The 14,161-nt window shown below is 51.0% G+C and carries 14 protein-coding genes; 5 read left to right on the forward strand and 9 right to left on the reverse strand.

Annotated elements, in window-relative coordinates; genetic code table 11:
• Positions 1-68: 68 nt before the first annotated feature.
• The 9 genes from noc to rpmH form a co-directional block, all read right to left on the reverse strand.
• Entirely contained in the window at positions 69-893 is an 825-nt protein-coding gene (gene noc / locus AC4ED1_RS11035; protein WP_490938525.1) for a nucleoid occlusion protein, read from the reverse strand.
• A 103-nt stretch (positions 894-996) separates the two neighbouring features.
• On the reverse strand, positions 997-1,725 hold the full coding sequence (rsmG, locus tag AC4ED1_RS11040) for a 16S rRNA (guanine(527)-N(7))-methyltransferase RsmG (RefSeq protein ID WP_490938527.1): 729 nt from the start codon (positions 1,723-1,725) through the stop codon (positions 997-999).
• Complete coding sequence (mnmG, locus tag AC4ED1_RS11045; RefSeq protein WP_490938529.1) at positions 1,722-3,611, reverse strand: tRNA uridine-5-carboxymethylaminomethyl(34) synthesis enzyme MnmG; 1,890 nt, start codon at positions 3,609-3,611, stop codon at positions 1,722-1,724. Before mnmG ends, rsmG begins: the two co-directional genes overlap by 4 nt.
• A 14-nt stretch (positions 3,612-3,625) precedes the next feature.
• Positions 3,626-5,005, reverse strand: coding sequence for a tRNA uridine-5-carboxymethylaminomethyl(34) synthesis GTPase MnmE (mnmE, locus tag AC4ED1_RS11050; protein WP_490938531.1), 1,380 nt, complete (start codon positions 5,003-5,005; stop codon positions 3,626-3,628).
• A gap of 138 nt (positions 5,006-5,143) precedes the next feature.
• The gene (gene jag / locus AC4ED1_RS11055; RefSeq protein WP_490938533.1) at positions 5,144-5,818 is read right to left on the reverse strand and encodes an RNA-binding cell elongation regulator Jag/EloR; all 675 of its coding nucleotides are present in this window, start codon (positions 5,816-5,818) and stop codon (positions 5,144-5,146) included.
• Positions 5,815-6,549 carry a YidC/Oxa1 family membrane protein insertase gene (locus AC4ED1_RS11060; protein WP_490938535.1) on the reverse strand — a complete coding sequence of 245 codons (735 nt, stop codon included), beginning with the start codon at positions 6,547-6,549 and terminating at the stop codon, positions 5,815-5,817. The genes jag and AC4ED1_RS11060 overlap by 4 nt, the downstream gene beginning before the upstream one ends.
• Positions 6,546-6,797 carry a membrane protein insertion efficiency factor YidD gene (yidD, locus tag AC4ED1_RS11065; protein WP_490938537.1) on the reverse strand — a complete coding sequence of 84 codons (252 nt, stop codon included), beginning with the start codon at positions 6,795-6,797 and terminating at the stop codon, positions 6,546-6,548. The genes AC4ED1_RS11060 and yidD overlap by 4 nt, the downstream gene beginning before the upstream one ends.
• On the reverse strand, positions 6,794-7,162 hold the full coding sequence (gene rnpA, locus AC4ED1_RS11070; RefSeq protein WP_490938539.1) for a ribonuclease P protein component: 369 nt from the start codon (positions 7,160-7,162) through the stop codon (positions 6,794-6,796). Before rnpA ends, yidD begins: the two co-directional genes overlap by 4 nt.
• Positions 7,163-7,243: 81 nt before the next feature.
• A complete protein-coding gene (rpmH, locus tag AC4ED1_RS11075; RefSeq protein WP_490938601.1) occupies positions 7,244-7,381 on the reverse strand; it encodes a 50S ribosomal protein L34 in 138 nt (45 codons plus the stop codon).
• A 568-nt stretch (positions 7,382-7,949) separates the two neighbouring features.
• Here rpmH and dnaA point away from each other — a divergent pair.
• From dnaA to gyrB, 5 genes are all read left to right on the forward strand, one after another.
• Complete coding sequence (gene dnaA, locus AC4ED1_RS11080) at positions 7,950-9,317, forward strand: chromosomal replication initiator protein DnaA (protein ID WP_490938541.1); 1,368 nt, start codon at positions 7,950-7,952, stop codon at positions 9,315-9,317.
• A gap of 198 nt (positions 9,318-9,515) precedes the next feature.
• A complete protein-coding gene (gene dnaN, locus AC4ED1_RS11085; protein WP_490938543.1) occupies positions 9,516-10,652 on the forward strand; it encodes a DNA polymerase III subunit beta in 1,137 nt (378 codons plus the stop codon).
• 17 nt (positions 10,653-10,669) lie between these two features.
• Positions 10,670-11,782 (forward strand): DNA replication/repair protein RecF, encoded by a 1,113-nt coding sequence (gene recF / locus AC4ED1_RS11090; protein ID WP_490938545.1) that lies wholly within the window; start codon positions 10,670-10,672, stop codon positions 11,780-11,782.
• A gap of 44 nt (positions 11,783-11,826) precedes the next feature.
• A complete protein-coding gene (gene remB, locus AC4ED1_RS11095) occupies positions 11,827-12,084 on the forward strand; it encodes an extracellular matrix regulator RemB (RefSeq protein WP_490938547.1) in 258 nt (85 codons plus the stop codon).
• Between the two features lie 113 nt (positions 12,085-12,197).
• Positions 12,198-14,099, forward strand: a complete 1,902-nt coding sequence (gyrB, locus tag AC4ED1_RS11100; protein ID WP_490938549.1) for a DNA topoisomerase (ATP-hydrolyzing) subunit B — start codon at positions 12,198-12,200, stop codon at positions 14,097-14,099.
• The last annotated feature ends 62 nt before the right edge of the window (positions 14,100-14,161 follow it).

Genomic DNA, 14,161 nt, shown 5'->3' on the forward strand with positions numbered 1-14,161 from the left:
ACAAGATAGAGAGATAAAATGAAATCGGAAAAAGAAAAAATCAGGCCAATCAGCCTGACAAGTTCCATTCATGATTTTGGAACCCGGATCACAAATTGGTAATAATCTTCGTGGTCTTCTTCTTCCGTCAGCACCGTCAACCCGGTTTTATGGATCATGTCCAGGGATTGCCGGATCGTATTGATGGCCAAACGCACATCCTTTGAAAAAGACACTTTGCGGGATTTCGGTTTCGGTTGTAATTTGTTCAACAGCTGTTCGATCCTTGTTTCCGTCTGCTTTACATTCAACTGCTTCTCAATGATCTCGGCCAAGACTTTCAATTGCAGTTCGGTTGCAGGCAGCGAAAGCAACGCACGCGCGTGGCGTTCGGTGATCTGCCGGTTCAACAACGAGTCTTGCACTTCTTGCGGCAAATTGAGCAGACGGAGTTTGTTGGCAATCGTCGATTGAGCTTTTCCAAGCCGCTGCGCCAAACTTTCCTGCGTTAACCCGTGCAGTTCCAACAATTGCTGATACGCGACCGCTTCTTCAATCGCCGTCAGCCCTTCCCGCTGCAGGTTTTCGATCAAAGCGACGGAAGCCGCCTGTGTATCGTTAAGCTCCCGCACAATCGCCGGGATATTGGCAAGGCCGAGTTTCTTCGCGGCCCGCCAACGCCGTTCCCCGGCGATCAATTCGTATACAGGGCCGTTTTTTCTTACGACAATCGGCTGAATAATGCCATGCGTCTTAATCGTCTGGCTCAGTTCGTCTATCCGTTCGTCGTCAAAAACGGTCCGCGGCTGAAAGCGATTGGGTTGGATGGAATCGACCGGAATTTGTTTCACTTCTTCGGTGCCGGACGCCTCTTTTTCGTATCCGCCGAACAATCTCGAAATTTGCTCTCTCATCAAAACTTCCCCCACCAATCCGTCTCACGAAAAAATACCCGTATGCCCGTACAATCATACTCGCAGATATTTATTTCGTGATGTTCCCTGAAAGTTCCTGCTTTTACACAAGCGGTTTTTTGGCGGGGGTTCCCGCTTTGCGCGGATAGAGCTTGGGCGTCTGTTTCACCTTTTTTACAACGATAACGGTTCGCGTCCCCTCGATTTCCTCGATTTCAAACTTTCGGATGTCATGAATTTCTCCGCCCAAAAGTTGCAGGGCTTTTGTCGACTCTTTCACTTCCGCCTCGCCATCCGGACCTTTCATCGCGAAAAAATATCCGCCCACTTTCACAAAAGGCAGACACAATTCCAACAACACCGGCAAACGGGCGAGGGCGCGGGCCGTAACCTGTTCGAACGAATCGCGCCACAGCGCGTTGCGGCCGTAATCCTCCGCACGCCCGTGAACAGCCGAGAATTGCGCCAACTCCAATTGTTTGGCCAACTCGTCCAAAAAACCAATCCTTTTTTGCAGCGAATCCAGAACCGTTACCTGCAAACCAGGACAAAGAATCCGGACGGGAACGGATGGAAACCCCGCACCCGCCCCCACATCGAGCAGACGGGAATCGCGGCGAAAATCCGGCACCGTCAGCAGGGTCGCCGAATCGAAAAAATGTTTCCAGTACACACCCGCCCGATCGGTGATCGCGGTCAAATTCATCCGTTCGTTCCAGTCGATCAGCAGCTCGTAATAACGAGTGAAGCGGGCGAGTTCGCCCTCGCCCACTTTGACGCCGGTTGCCTGTTCAATCCTGGCTGCGAATCGCTCAATCAAAGCATCGCTCATGCGCCGGCACTCCTTTTGGACTTGCTTTCCAGCCAGACGAGCAATATCGAAATGTCTGCCGGGGTAACCCCTGAGATGCGGGACGCCTGGCCGATGGAACGCGGCCGGATCTTCGAAAGCTTCTCCTTCGATTCGGAAGAAAGGCCGTTGACCGCGGTATAGTCGATGTCTTCCGGAATCAAGCGTTCTTCCAGCTTCTTTTGTCTTTCGATCTGCTGCATCTGCTTTTCGATATAGCCGGAGTATTTGATTTGGATTTCCACCTGCTCGGCCACTTCCGGATGAACGGGTTCCGGCGGCGGAGCCAGATGTTCGATCGCTTTATAGTCGATTTCCGGACGCTTCAACAATTGGTCCAAAGTGACAGCCTGATCTTTTTCCAACGGTTTGGTCCCTTTTTCAACCAAAAAAGAGTTGATCTCATCCGCCTTAAAGCGAATCGATTTCAGGCGTGACATTTCTTGCTCGATCCCCTCTTTTTTCCGGAGAAAACGTTCAAACCGCCGATTAGACACCAGGCCGATCCGATGTCCAACCTCCATCAATCGCAGATCGGCGTTGTCATTCCGCAAAAGTAGGCGGTATTCCGCGCGGGATGTCAACAGCCGGTAAGGTTCGTTGGTCCCTTTGGTCACAAGATCGTCAATCATCACGCCGATATAAGCCTCCGAACGGCCCAAAATGACAGGCTCCCCATCAAGCACGGAGAGTGCGGCGTTGATACCGGCGATAATCCCCTGGCCGGCGGCTTCTTCGTAACCGGAAGTCCCGTTGATCTGGCCGGCGGTATATAACCCTTTGACCGTTTTGGTTTCAAGCGTCAACTTGAGCTGGGTCGGTAGGATGGCATCGTATTCGATCGCGTAACCGGGACGCATCATTTCCGCATTTTCAAGTCCGGGAATCGTCCGCAACATTTTAAATTGCACATCTTCCGGCAAACTGGTGGAAAAACCCTGCACATACCATTCCGCCGTGTCCTTTCCTTCCGGTTCAAGGAAGATCTGATGCGCCGGACGGTCCGCAAAGCGAACCACCTTATCCTCGATCGACGGACAATAACGGGGACCGGTACCTTCGATGTCGCCGGTGAACATCGGTGCCCGGTGCAAATTTTCCATGATGATCGAATGGGTCGTTTCGTTCGTGTAGGTCAGCCAGCAGGGAACCTGTTCCCGCGGTTTGACATCATCGGAAAACGAAAAATGCAGAGGTTCCGGATCTCCCGGTTGCACGATACATTTGTCAAAATTGATCGTGTTTTTGTTGACGCGCGGCGGCGTCCCCGTCTTGAACCGCGTCAACTGAAACCCCAGATCCAGCAAGGAATCGGTTAATCGCAATGCCGGCATCTGTCCGTTTGGACCGCTTTGATAAGAAACGTCCCCAATGATGACACGCCCCCGCAAATAAGTGCCGGTGGTCAGTACAACCGCTTGCGCGTGGTATTCCGCACCCGTTTTCGTGACTACTCCTTTTATGCGTTCGCCCTCGACCAGCAGTTCCTCGACCAAGCCTTGCCGCAGCGTCAGATTCGGAGTGTGTTCGATCGTATATTTCATCGACAGGCTGTACAGCGCTTTGTCAGCCTGTGCACGCAACGCGTAAACGGCAGGCCCTTTTCCGGTATTTAACAGCCGCATTTGAATGTAAGTTTTGTCGATGTTAGCCGCCATTTCCCCGCCCAGAGCGTCAATTTCACGCACGACGTTTCCTTTGGCCGGTCCGCCGATCGCCGGATTGCAGGGCATATAGGCGACCGTGTCAAGATTGATGCTTAAAAGCAACGTCTTGCAGCCGAGTCTTGCGGCCGCAAGCGCCGCTTCGCAACCCGCGTGACCCGCTCCGATCACGATGACTTGATATTCCCCCGCAAAATATCGCATGAGTGAACCTCCCTCTACTTGCCCAGACAAAATTGCGAGAAAATCTGATCCAGCAGATCTTCCCCCACCGCTTCTCCGATAACCTCACCCAATATCTCCCAAGCGTCGCGGATTTCCACCGCAACCAAATCCGGAGTCGCGCCTGATTCCGCCGATGCGATCGCTTCCTCCAACCGCGTTTTCGCTTTTTCCAAAAGAGCGATGTGACGGGTGTTGGAAACGTAAGCGGCTTCTTTGCCTTCAATACCGCCTGCCAGGAATAACCGTTCCACTTCCGCTTCCAGTTGCTCGATGCCTTGCCCCTGTTTCACGGACATTTCCACAATCGTCGCCGCAGGAGCGGATTTTCGAATCGCTTCGGCATCCATTTTACGCGGCAAATCCACTTTGTTTAAAATGATTATTGTAGGCTTTCCCGTGACTTTCGCCAAAAGCTCTCTGTCAACTTCAGCCAGCTCCCTGCTTGCGTCAAGCACAAACAACACCAAATCCGCTTCCTCCAAAGCGCTGCGGCTGCGCTCGACGCCGATTCGCTCCACTACATCCTCCGTTTCCCGGATACCGGCCGTATCGATGATTTGGAGCGGAATTCCCCGGATGCTGATCTGTTCTTCCAGGATGTCGCGTGTGGTTCCGGGAATATCCGTGACAATCGCCCGGTCGGTTCCGGACAGTGCGTTCAAAAGGGAGGATTTCCCCACATTCGGTTTGCCGACAATAACCGTGCGGATCCCTTCCCGCAGGATGCGCCCGGTCCATGCGCCCGCCAACAAGGAGTCGATCTCTTCCATCATCGCCCTTCCCCGCTCGAGAATATCACAAATCGCCACATCCTCCACATCGTGTTCCGGATAATCGATCGTCACCTCAATATGGGCTAGCAGTTCAAGCATCGTCTTCCGCAATGCGCGGATTTTCTCGCTTAGGCGTCCTTCCACCTGTTTGAACGCGATTTTCATCGACGAATCGGTTTTTGACCGGATCAGATCGATAATCGCTTCCGCTTGCGACAGATCGATTCTTCCGTTCAAGAAAGCGCGCTTGGTGAATTCTCCCGGCTCCGCAAGCCTTGCTCCCGCCGCCAAGACGACTTGGAGAACGCGTTGGACGACGACGATCCCTCCGTGACAGTGGATTTCGACCACATCTTCCATCGTGTAACTGCGGGGTGCTCGCATAAGGGCCACGAGTACCTCATCGACGCGTTCTCCCGTTTTCGGATCCACGATATGTCCGTAATGAAGCGTATGGGTCTGTGCTTCTTCCAGCCTTTTCTTCGAACGAAACACTTGATCCGCAATTCGGATCGAATCGGGTCCGCTGATCCGAATGATTCCCACGCTGCCTTCCCCCAAGGCCGTGGCGATTGCGGCAATGGTATCAAATTGAAACATTGAGAATCCCCCGCAAACGTTATCCATCTCATTGTGCACATTTCATTGTAACATAATGAACAGCCAAGCAAAAAACCGCCGTTCATCAACGGACGGCGGTTGCAAACAAATCCACACGGCGAATCATTTTAAGATGTTTTAATATTTTAAATAGATCATGACTTTACGATTTGGCTCTTCCCCGACGCTGCGGGTTCCGATTCGGGAATGTCCTTGCAGGTACGTGTGAATAATTTTTCGCTCGTGAGCCGGCATCGGTTCCAGTTCGATTTCTTTCCGTTCCCGAAGAACTTGTTTCGCCAGACGGTCGGCCAATCGCTCCAGCGTTTCCTTTCTGCGGGAACGATACTCTTCCGCATCGAGGACAATGCGCAAAAATCTGTCGGAATGCTTGTTCGCAACCAGATTGACGAGATACTGCAGAGCATCCAGCGTTTGTCCCCGCCTGCCGATTAAAATCCCCATCCGGTCGCCTGTGATTTCGAACAGGTATTGGCCGTCTTTTTCCTCACAAACCGAAACCTCCGCGCTCAATCCCATCGACCGGATCACTTCTTTCAAAAACCGTACCGCATTCTCAATCGACTTGGCGGGATCAAGGGACTCTGTTTCCTTCTCCGCTTCCTCCAGAACGGCGGATTCCTTCACAACCGCTTCAATTTCAGCATCCCGTGCCCCAATCAGGCCGAACCATCCCCGCGAAGGCTGCGTCAAGACGCGAATCTCCACCTGGTCTTCCGCAACCCCGAGTTTGTTTAATGCGACTGCGATCGCCTCTTCCACCGTTTTGCCCGTGGCAATCACTTTTTTCATTTGGCGGCGCCTCCCTGGCCGGCTGCCTTTTGGGGTTTCTTCAGGAAATAATACTGGATGATGGTCAGAACGTTGCCAAATGCCCAATACAATGCAAGAGCAGCCGGAAATGTGAAACTGAAGAAGAAAATCATGGCCGGCATCATGTACAGCATTATTTTCTGCTGGGGATCGTTCGGATTCATCATCGTCATGCGAGTCTGGATATAGGTCGTAATCGCGGCCAGTGCCGGCAGAACGTAATGTTCCGGCAATCCCAAAGTCACAATGCCGAGAAACTGGGCTGTTTTGATATGCTCGTTGAACATAATCGCCTGATACAACGCGATCAAAATCGGCATTTGAATCAAAATCGGGAAACATCCGGCCAGCGGGTTGGTACCTTTCTCCTGAAACAGTTTCATCATTTCCTGGTTCATTTTTTGCGGATCGTTCTTGTATTTTTCACGGATTTTTGCCATTTCCGGCTGCAGTTCCTGCATCAGCTTGGAATGTTTCAACTGCTTATACATCAGCGGGAAAATCAGGATACGGATGATGAGCGTGACGATCAGGATCGAAATTCCGTAATCCCCAACTAATTTGGCAAAATAATCGATGCCGTCCGAGATGATGCCGACAAATTTGCCCCAAACACCCGACCGATCGATGGTGCCTCCGGTCTGAGTGCCGCAACCAGTTGCCGTAAGCGTCAGAAAAACCAGCAACGAGAATAATCCGATCTTCTTCAAAAAGAAGCCCCCTCCTCATCGAATTCCCTATTTTTCACTTCCGGAACAGGATCGTACCCACCGGGATGCCAAGGTCCGCATTTGATCAAACGTTTCGCTGACAACCAGCTCCCGCGTAATACTCCGTGTTTTTCTACCGCCTCCAGAGCATAAGCGGAGCAAGTCGGGTAAAAACGGCAAGAAGGCGGTTTCATGGGTGAAATCCATTTCCTGTAAAACCGGATGGCAAACAACGCGACGCGCTTCATCCTTTTTCACTTGTTTCAAAAAGTTTAGTTTTCTTTATGTACCCCGTTTTTACCAATAAGTGTACTAAATTGCCACAGATGCCGTCAAAATCCAAATTGGCAGCCGACGGCCTCGCAATGATCACGAAATCGACAGACAAAGCCGAATCGAGCCCTTGCTGCCGCACCGCTTCCCGTAAGTATCGTTTCACCCGGTTCCGAACCACCGCATTCCCCACTTTTTTGGACACGGAAAAACCAACCCGATAAAACCCCAACTGGTTGGGCGCATGATACAAAACGAGGTATCGGTTGGCGAAAGATCTGCCTTTTTCAAAGACCCGGCGAAAATCGCGATTGTCTTTGAGACGATGCAATTTCTTCATGGTTACCTCTCAGTATAACGAAAAAACCGGTCTTTTAAACGTTTTTAAATCGCAGAAAAAAGACCACAAAAAATTGTGGCCTCATGCTGACAATACCTTTCTCCCTTTGCGACGACGAGCAGCTAAAACTTTGCGGCCGTTTTTCGTGCTCATGCGTTTGCGGAAACCGTGAACTTTTTTCCGCTTGCGCACGTTCGGCTGAAACGTCGGTTTCATAATTTGCCACACCCCCTGTATATCAAAAGAAACCATTTGTTTTGTTTAAAACGGCAAAAGCTCCGACACATACTAGGTAATTATAGACATCTCCTAATGGTACTGTCAAGTTTTTAACACGGATTGCACGCTTGTGGGCAACTTGAAAACAAACAATTTTTTATGCACAAGATTCGACGAATTTTTTATGGTTTTATCCACAATCCACAGGAATGTGGATGCCGCGCCCTGAAAATTGTCCGTTTTGTGGATAAGGCCAGAAAACCCCATTGCAGACTCGGGGTTGTTTTTGTTATCATAATTTTGTCATCGCAGTGGATAACCTTCGTTTATTCCCAGGGTTGTCCACAAGTTGTGGATAATATTGTGAATACTTATCCTCATGTTGTATTGAATTGTCCACATTTCCTCATAAAGAAGTCAACAAATTCCGTCCAAAATTACGAATTTGCGACAAAATTCGCCCGTCAGCATCATCCACAGTTGTGTTAAAAAATTTTTTTCTGTGGATTTTTTTTCTTCTTTGGGATCCATTTGTCATCGTTTGATTGTTCGGGAGGTAATCGGATTCATGGATCGGCAAGCCGGCGAACTTTGGCAAAAAGCACTCTCTTTGTTGGAACAAACTTTATCGAAGCCAAGTTTTGAAACTTGGTTCAAAGCGACCAAACCAATCTCGCTTGAAGGTAACACCTTGGTTGTCAGCGTGCCCAACGATTTTTCCCGCGACTGGCTGGAATCGAGATATGTCGGGATCATTAACGAAACCCTTTCCGCCATTACGCGTTCACAAATGGGAGTTAAACTTGTGATTCCCCAAATAGCGGAAGAGCAGTTCGGAGCCGCAGACAAAGATTTGCACCGGCCCAAAGAAACCAACGGACGTGCGGAAAAGGACCTCACGGACGAATATGTCCCCTCCGCCTTGAATCCGAAATATACGTTTGAAACCTTCGTGATCGGCGCCGGCAACCGGTTTGCCCACGCCGCGGCCCTGGCGGTTGCGGAAGCGCCGGCAAAAGCGTACAACCCTTTTTTTATCTACGGCGGTGTCGGTTTGGGAAAAACACACCTCATGCATGCAATCGGCCATTATGTGTTGGAACACAACCCGTCCGCCAAGGTGGTGTATATCTCTTCCGAAAAATTCACGAACGAATTCATCAACGCCATCCAGTACAACCGAACGGAAGATTTTCGCAACAAGTACCGGAACATCGACGTGTTGCTGATTGATGATATTCAATTCCTTGCGGGAAAAGAACAGACCCAGGAAGAATTCTTCCACACGTTTAACACTTTGCACGAAGAAAGCAAGCAGATTATCATATCGAGCGACCGGCCGCCCAAGGACATTCCCACTCTGGAAGACCGACTTCGCTCCCGTTTCGAATGGGGATTGATCACCGACATTCAACCGCCGGATCTGGAGACACGGGTCGCGATTCTTCGCAAAAAAGCAAAAGCCGACGGGTTCAACATTCCAAACGATGTGATCATGTACATCGCGAACAAGATCGACACCAACATCCGGGAACTGGAAGGGGCTTTGATCCGGGTCGTCGCCTATTCTTCCCTGATCAACCACGATTTGAACGCTGACCTGGCCGCCGAAGCTTTAAAAGACATCATTTCCGATTCGCGCCCGAAGATGGTCACGATCAGCGACATCCAGAGGGTGGTCGGGGAGCATTTCGACCTTCGGATCGAGGATTTCAAGGCGAAGAAACGGACGAAAGCCGTCGCCTTCCCGCGGCAAATCGCCATGTACCTCGCAAGGGAATTGACCGATTTTTCGCTGCCAAAAATCGGGAATGAATTCGGAGGCCGGGATCACACCACGGTGATTCACGCCCACGAGAAAATCTCAAAAGAGCTGGAAAACAATTTTTCTTTGCGGCAGACCATTGAAGCGTTGAAAGAAAAAATCAAACCGTAAATGTTAAAACTGTGGATACCGGGAACCCGTTTGTCTACAATTTGTCCACATCGACAAAATCAGACAAAGCATGAATTCACAGAAGTTATCCACAAATTCACAACGCTTATTACTGTTATGACTGCTTTAAATTACGTATCACTAATAAATATCTATGAACGGTTTTCAATTTGTATGACCCGACGAGGAGGATTTTCCGTGAAAGTTTCCGTTGAACGCGGCACACTTCTTTCTGCGATTCAAAACGTGCAGAGGGCCGTGTCAAGCAAAACGACCATTCCCGTACTGACCGGCATCAAGATCACTGCCGAAAAAAACTTGCTCAAAATGACGGCAACTGATTTGGAAACGGGAATTGAAACCTGCCTTCCAACCCACATAGAGGAGCAGCAGGTTGCTCAGATTATGGAAGAAGGGGCTATCGTTCTGTCGGCTCGTTACTTGTCCGAGATTGTGCGCAAGTTGCCGGAATCCACTGTCGAGATGGAAGTCAAACAAAATTATCTGACCGTAATCCGTTCCGGCCCCTCCGAATTTAACCTGCACGGCATACATGCCGATGAATTTCCGCGGCTGCCGCAAATTGCGGGCAATCAAACGTTCAGCATTCCGGCTGTTGTCATGAAAGAAATGATCCGGCAAGCCGTTCCCGCAGTCTCTACGGAAGAGATCCGGCCGGTTCTTACCGGTGTTGAGACGGCATTAAAAGACGGCCAACTCCGGTTTGTGGCGACCGACAGCCACCGGTTGGCCCAGCGTACTGCCGCGGTGGAAGCGCCTGCCGGTCTGACCTTTGGGAATGTCATCGTCCCCGGCAAAAGCCTGTCGGAATTGGGGCGAATGTTGCCGGATAACGACAGTCTGGTTGATGTTGTCATTGCGGACAACCAGATTCTTTTCAAATTCGAAAATACCCGGTTTTATTCCCGTTTGATCGAAGGACAATATCCGGACACTTCCCGCATCATTCCGACAACGTTCAAAACCGGAATCCGGTTGGGGACAAAGGCGCTCCTGAACGCGGTTGAACGCGCGGCCTTGATCGCCCGCGACAATGACAACAACGTGGTGCGATTCAACATGAAACCCGGTTTTTGTGAACTCTCCTCAAACTCGCCCGATGTGGGAAAAGTGACGGAAATGTTGCAGCCAGCGGAGTTTAGGGGGGAAGAGCTACTGATCGCGTTTAACTCGAAATATTTGCTTGACGCTTTGCGCGTTGTCGAGAGTGAAGAAGTCACGATAGAATTTACAGGTTCGATGAGTCCGTTCCTGATCAGGCAACCCGAGAATCCGGATTACTTGCATCTCATCCTTCCGGTGCGAATTTATTAAACCGAGAGTCGACCGGTATGATTTTGCAAAAATTGGAGTTGCGGGATTTCCGGAATTATGAGTCACTTTCCTTGTCACTGTCGCCTCAGGTTACGATCTTTGTCGGGCAAAACGCGCAGGGAAAAACGAATGTGCTGGAAAGCGTTCTCATGCTGGCGCTGGCCAAATCGCACCGTGCCGGCCGGGATGCGGAGATGATTCGCTGGGGAGCGGAATTTGCTTCCGTTTCGGGAGAAGTCGTCAGGAACCAGCGTACTTATGCCCTTGATTTGAAGATTTGGCAGCGTGGCAAGAAAGTTCGGGTCAACGGCGTTGAAAAACGAAAAATCAGCGATTTCATAGGGCATTTGAATGTCGTCCTGTTTGCGCCCGAGGATTTGCTGCTGGCAAAAGGAGGGCCGCAGGCGAGAAGGCGGTTTCTTGACATGGAATTGGGGCAAATCAGTCCCCAATATCTGTACAATCTTTCGCAATATCAAAAAGTGCTGCAGCAAAGAAACAATCTTTTAAGGGACGGCGAGCGGATTGACCACAACTTCCTGGGAACACTGGCCGTCTGGGACGAACAATTGATCGAATACGGCGCGAAAATCATCCGCAAACGGCTGGAGTTTGTCGACAGACTGCAAGGGGTTTCCCGGGAGATTCACAAGCGGATTACGTCCGGTACGGAAGAATTGAGCTTGCGGTACAAGTGCTCGTTTGCGGAAAATGAAATTGAGTCGGCAGCAGTGACAGACAGTTTTCGGCGGCAATTGGCTCTGCGGCAGAAGGACGATTTTCGCCGGGGAGCCACTTCCGTCGGTCCTCATCGCGATGACATCGAGGTTCGCATCGACGGAAAGGATGTGCAGACCTACGGTTCACAGGGTCAACAGCGAACGGCGGCGCTTTCGATCAAGCTAGCCGAAATCGAGCTGATCCGCCGCGAGGTCGGCGAATACCCGGTTCTTTTGCTGGACGACGTGCTGTCGGAACTCGATGCGATGAGGCAGCTTCATTTGCTTGACAGCATGGGGGAACGCGTTCAAACGTTGATTACGACTACCATGACATACGGGCTGGAAGATTTGATGCGGGAAAAAGCGGTTGTGTACCGCGTGAAACAAGGTGCGATCAGCCAATTGTAACGGCCAATTCCAGACGGATTTTTTCCGGAAAGGCAGGTGTTGAAATGTTTATTCATCTCGGCGGCGACGTGATGGTTCCCAGCAAAGAAGTGATTGCGATTTTTGATTTGAAGATGAAGGACACGGCCGAAAGCACAAAGGAATTTCTGAGTGTGGCGGAAGAAGAGGGGTTTGTGGTGGTGATCGACGAATCCGAAAGCAAATCCTTTGTCGTGACAAACCGCAAAGTGTTTTTTTCGCCGATTTCTTCCCTCACTCTGAAAAAACGTGCAGGCTTCATTACGGAACTTGACGAAAAATAGGATAGGGCAACGGCACGCGGTTTGCGTGCTTTATTATGTTCTCCCGATTTTTGCTTTGGCATCGGTGGTATGGTAGAATTTACAAGGTATGATAAGGAATCGGAGGGACCTGGATGACGCAGGAGACGCACGTATATGACGAGTCCCAGATACAGGTGTTGGAAGGCCTTGAAGCCGTTCGCAAACGGCCCGGCATGTATATCGGATCCACGAGTGTCCGGGGGCTGCACCATCTGGTTTGGGAGATCGTCGACAACAGTATCGACGAAGCCCTCGCAGGGCGATGCGATACGATTGACGTCACGATTCATCCTGACAACAGTGTGACGGTTCGGGATAACGGCAGCGGCATACCGGTCGGGATCCATCCGCAGATGGGGATCCCAACGGTCGAAGTGGTATTGACGGTTCTCCACGCCGGCGGCAAATTCGGCGGGGAAGGATATAAAGTGTCGGGGGGACTCCACGGTGTGGGCTCCTCGGTTGTAAACGCGCTTTCGGAATGGTTGGTCGTGGAAGTCAGGCGCGAAGGGAAAATCCACCGGCAGCGCTTTGAGAGAGGGAAGACGGTAACTCCTTTGGAAGTGATCGGCACTACGGACGAGACCGGCACCACCGTTACGTTCAAACCGGACCCGGAGATTTTTACCGAAACGACGGAGTTTTCCTATGACACATTGCAGTCCCGGCTGCGGGAACTCGCTTTTTTGAACGGCGGGATTACGATCACTTTGACCGACGAGCGCCACGGCAAAGCGCAAACGTTCCGGTACAAAGGCGGCGTTGTTTCGTTTGTCGAGTATCTCAATCAAAATCGGGAAGTACTGCATGACCCGATCTTGGTGTCGGGCGAGAAAGACGGGATTATTGCCGAAATCGCGCTGCAGTACAACGATGGTTACGCGAGCAGCATTTTCTCTTTTGCCAACAATATCAACACCCACGAGGGCGGCACCCACGAAGCGGGTTTCAAAAGCGCCCTGACCCGTGTAATCAACGAGTACGGAAAACGGATGAATCTGATCAAAGACGATACGAAACTCGACGGGGAAGATGTACAGGAAGGCATCACCGCCGTCATATCCGTCAAAATTCCGAATCCGCAGTTTGAAGGGCAAACGAAGACAAAACTCGGCAACTCTGAGGTTCGCGGGATCGTCCAGACGCTGTTTGGCGATAAGTTTGCCGATTTTCTCAACGAAAATCCGGCTGTTGCCAAAAGGATCGTGGAAAAAGCGCTGATGGCCGCGCGGGCGAAGGAAGCCGCGCGGAAGGCACGCGATTTGACCCGCCGCAAGAACGCTTTGGAGGTCGGTTCACTCCCCGGAAAATTGGCGGATTGCACGTCGCGCGACGCTTCCGTTTCGGAGATCTACATCGTGGAAGGGGACTCCGCGGGAGGTTCTGCAAAGCAGGGACGGGACAGCAAGTTCCAGGCGATTTTGCCGTTGCGGGGGAAAATCATCAACGTTGAAAAAGCGCGTTTGGACAAAATCCTGTCCAATACGGAGATTCGCGCGATTATCACCGCGATCGGCACGGGGATCGGACAGGATTTTGACATTTCGAAGGCCCGGTACCACAAAATCGTGATCATGACGGATGCAGATGTCGACGGCTCCCATATCCGGATCCTGCTGTTAACTTTCTTTTATCGATATATGAAACCTTTAATCGATGCTGGGTACGTCTATATTGCGCAGCCTCCGCTCTACAAAGTGACGAAGGGAAAGCAGGTCGTCTATGCATACAACGATGCGGATCTGGAACGGGTCCTGGCGGAATGGGGGCGTACCGGCGTTGGCATCCAGCGGTACAAGGGTCTTGGCGAGATGAATCCGGAGCAGTTGTGGGAGACCACGATGGACCCGGAAAACCGTACATTGCTGCAGGTGTCGATGGAAGATGCGGCGGAAGCCGATCTGATTTTTGACAAACTGATGGGGGATCGGGTCGAGCCACGCAGGGAATTTATCGAGGAACACGCCAAATTTGTGCGCAATCTGGACATATAAGACAACCTCACAAAGTAAAGCGGAGACTTTGAAGCAACACCGAACACTTTGAGAGGGACCTG

The organism is Effusibacillus sp. SKA8 (assembly GCF_058273125.1).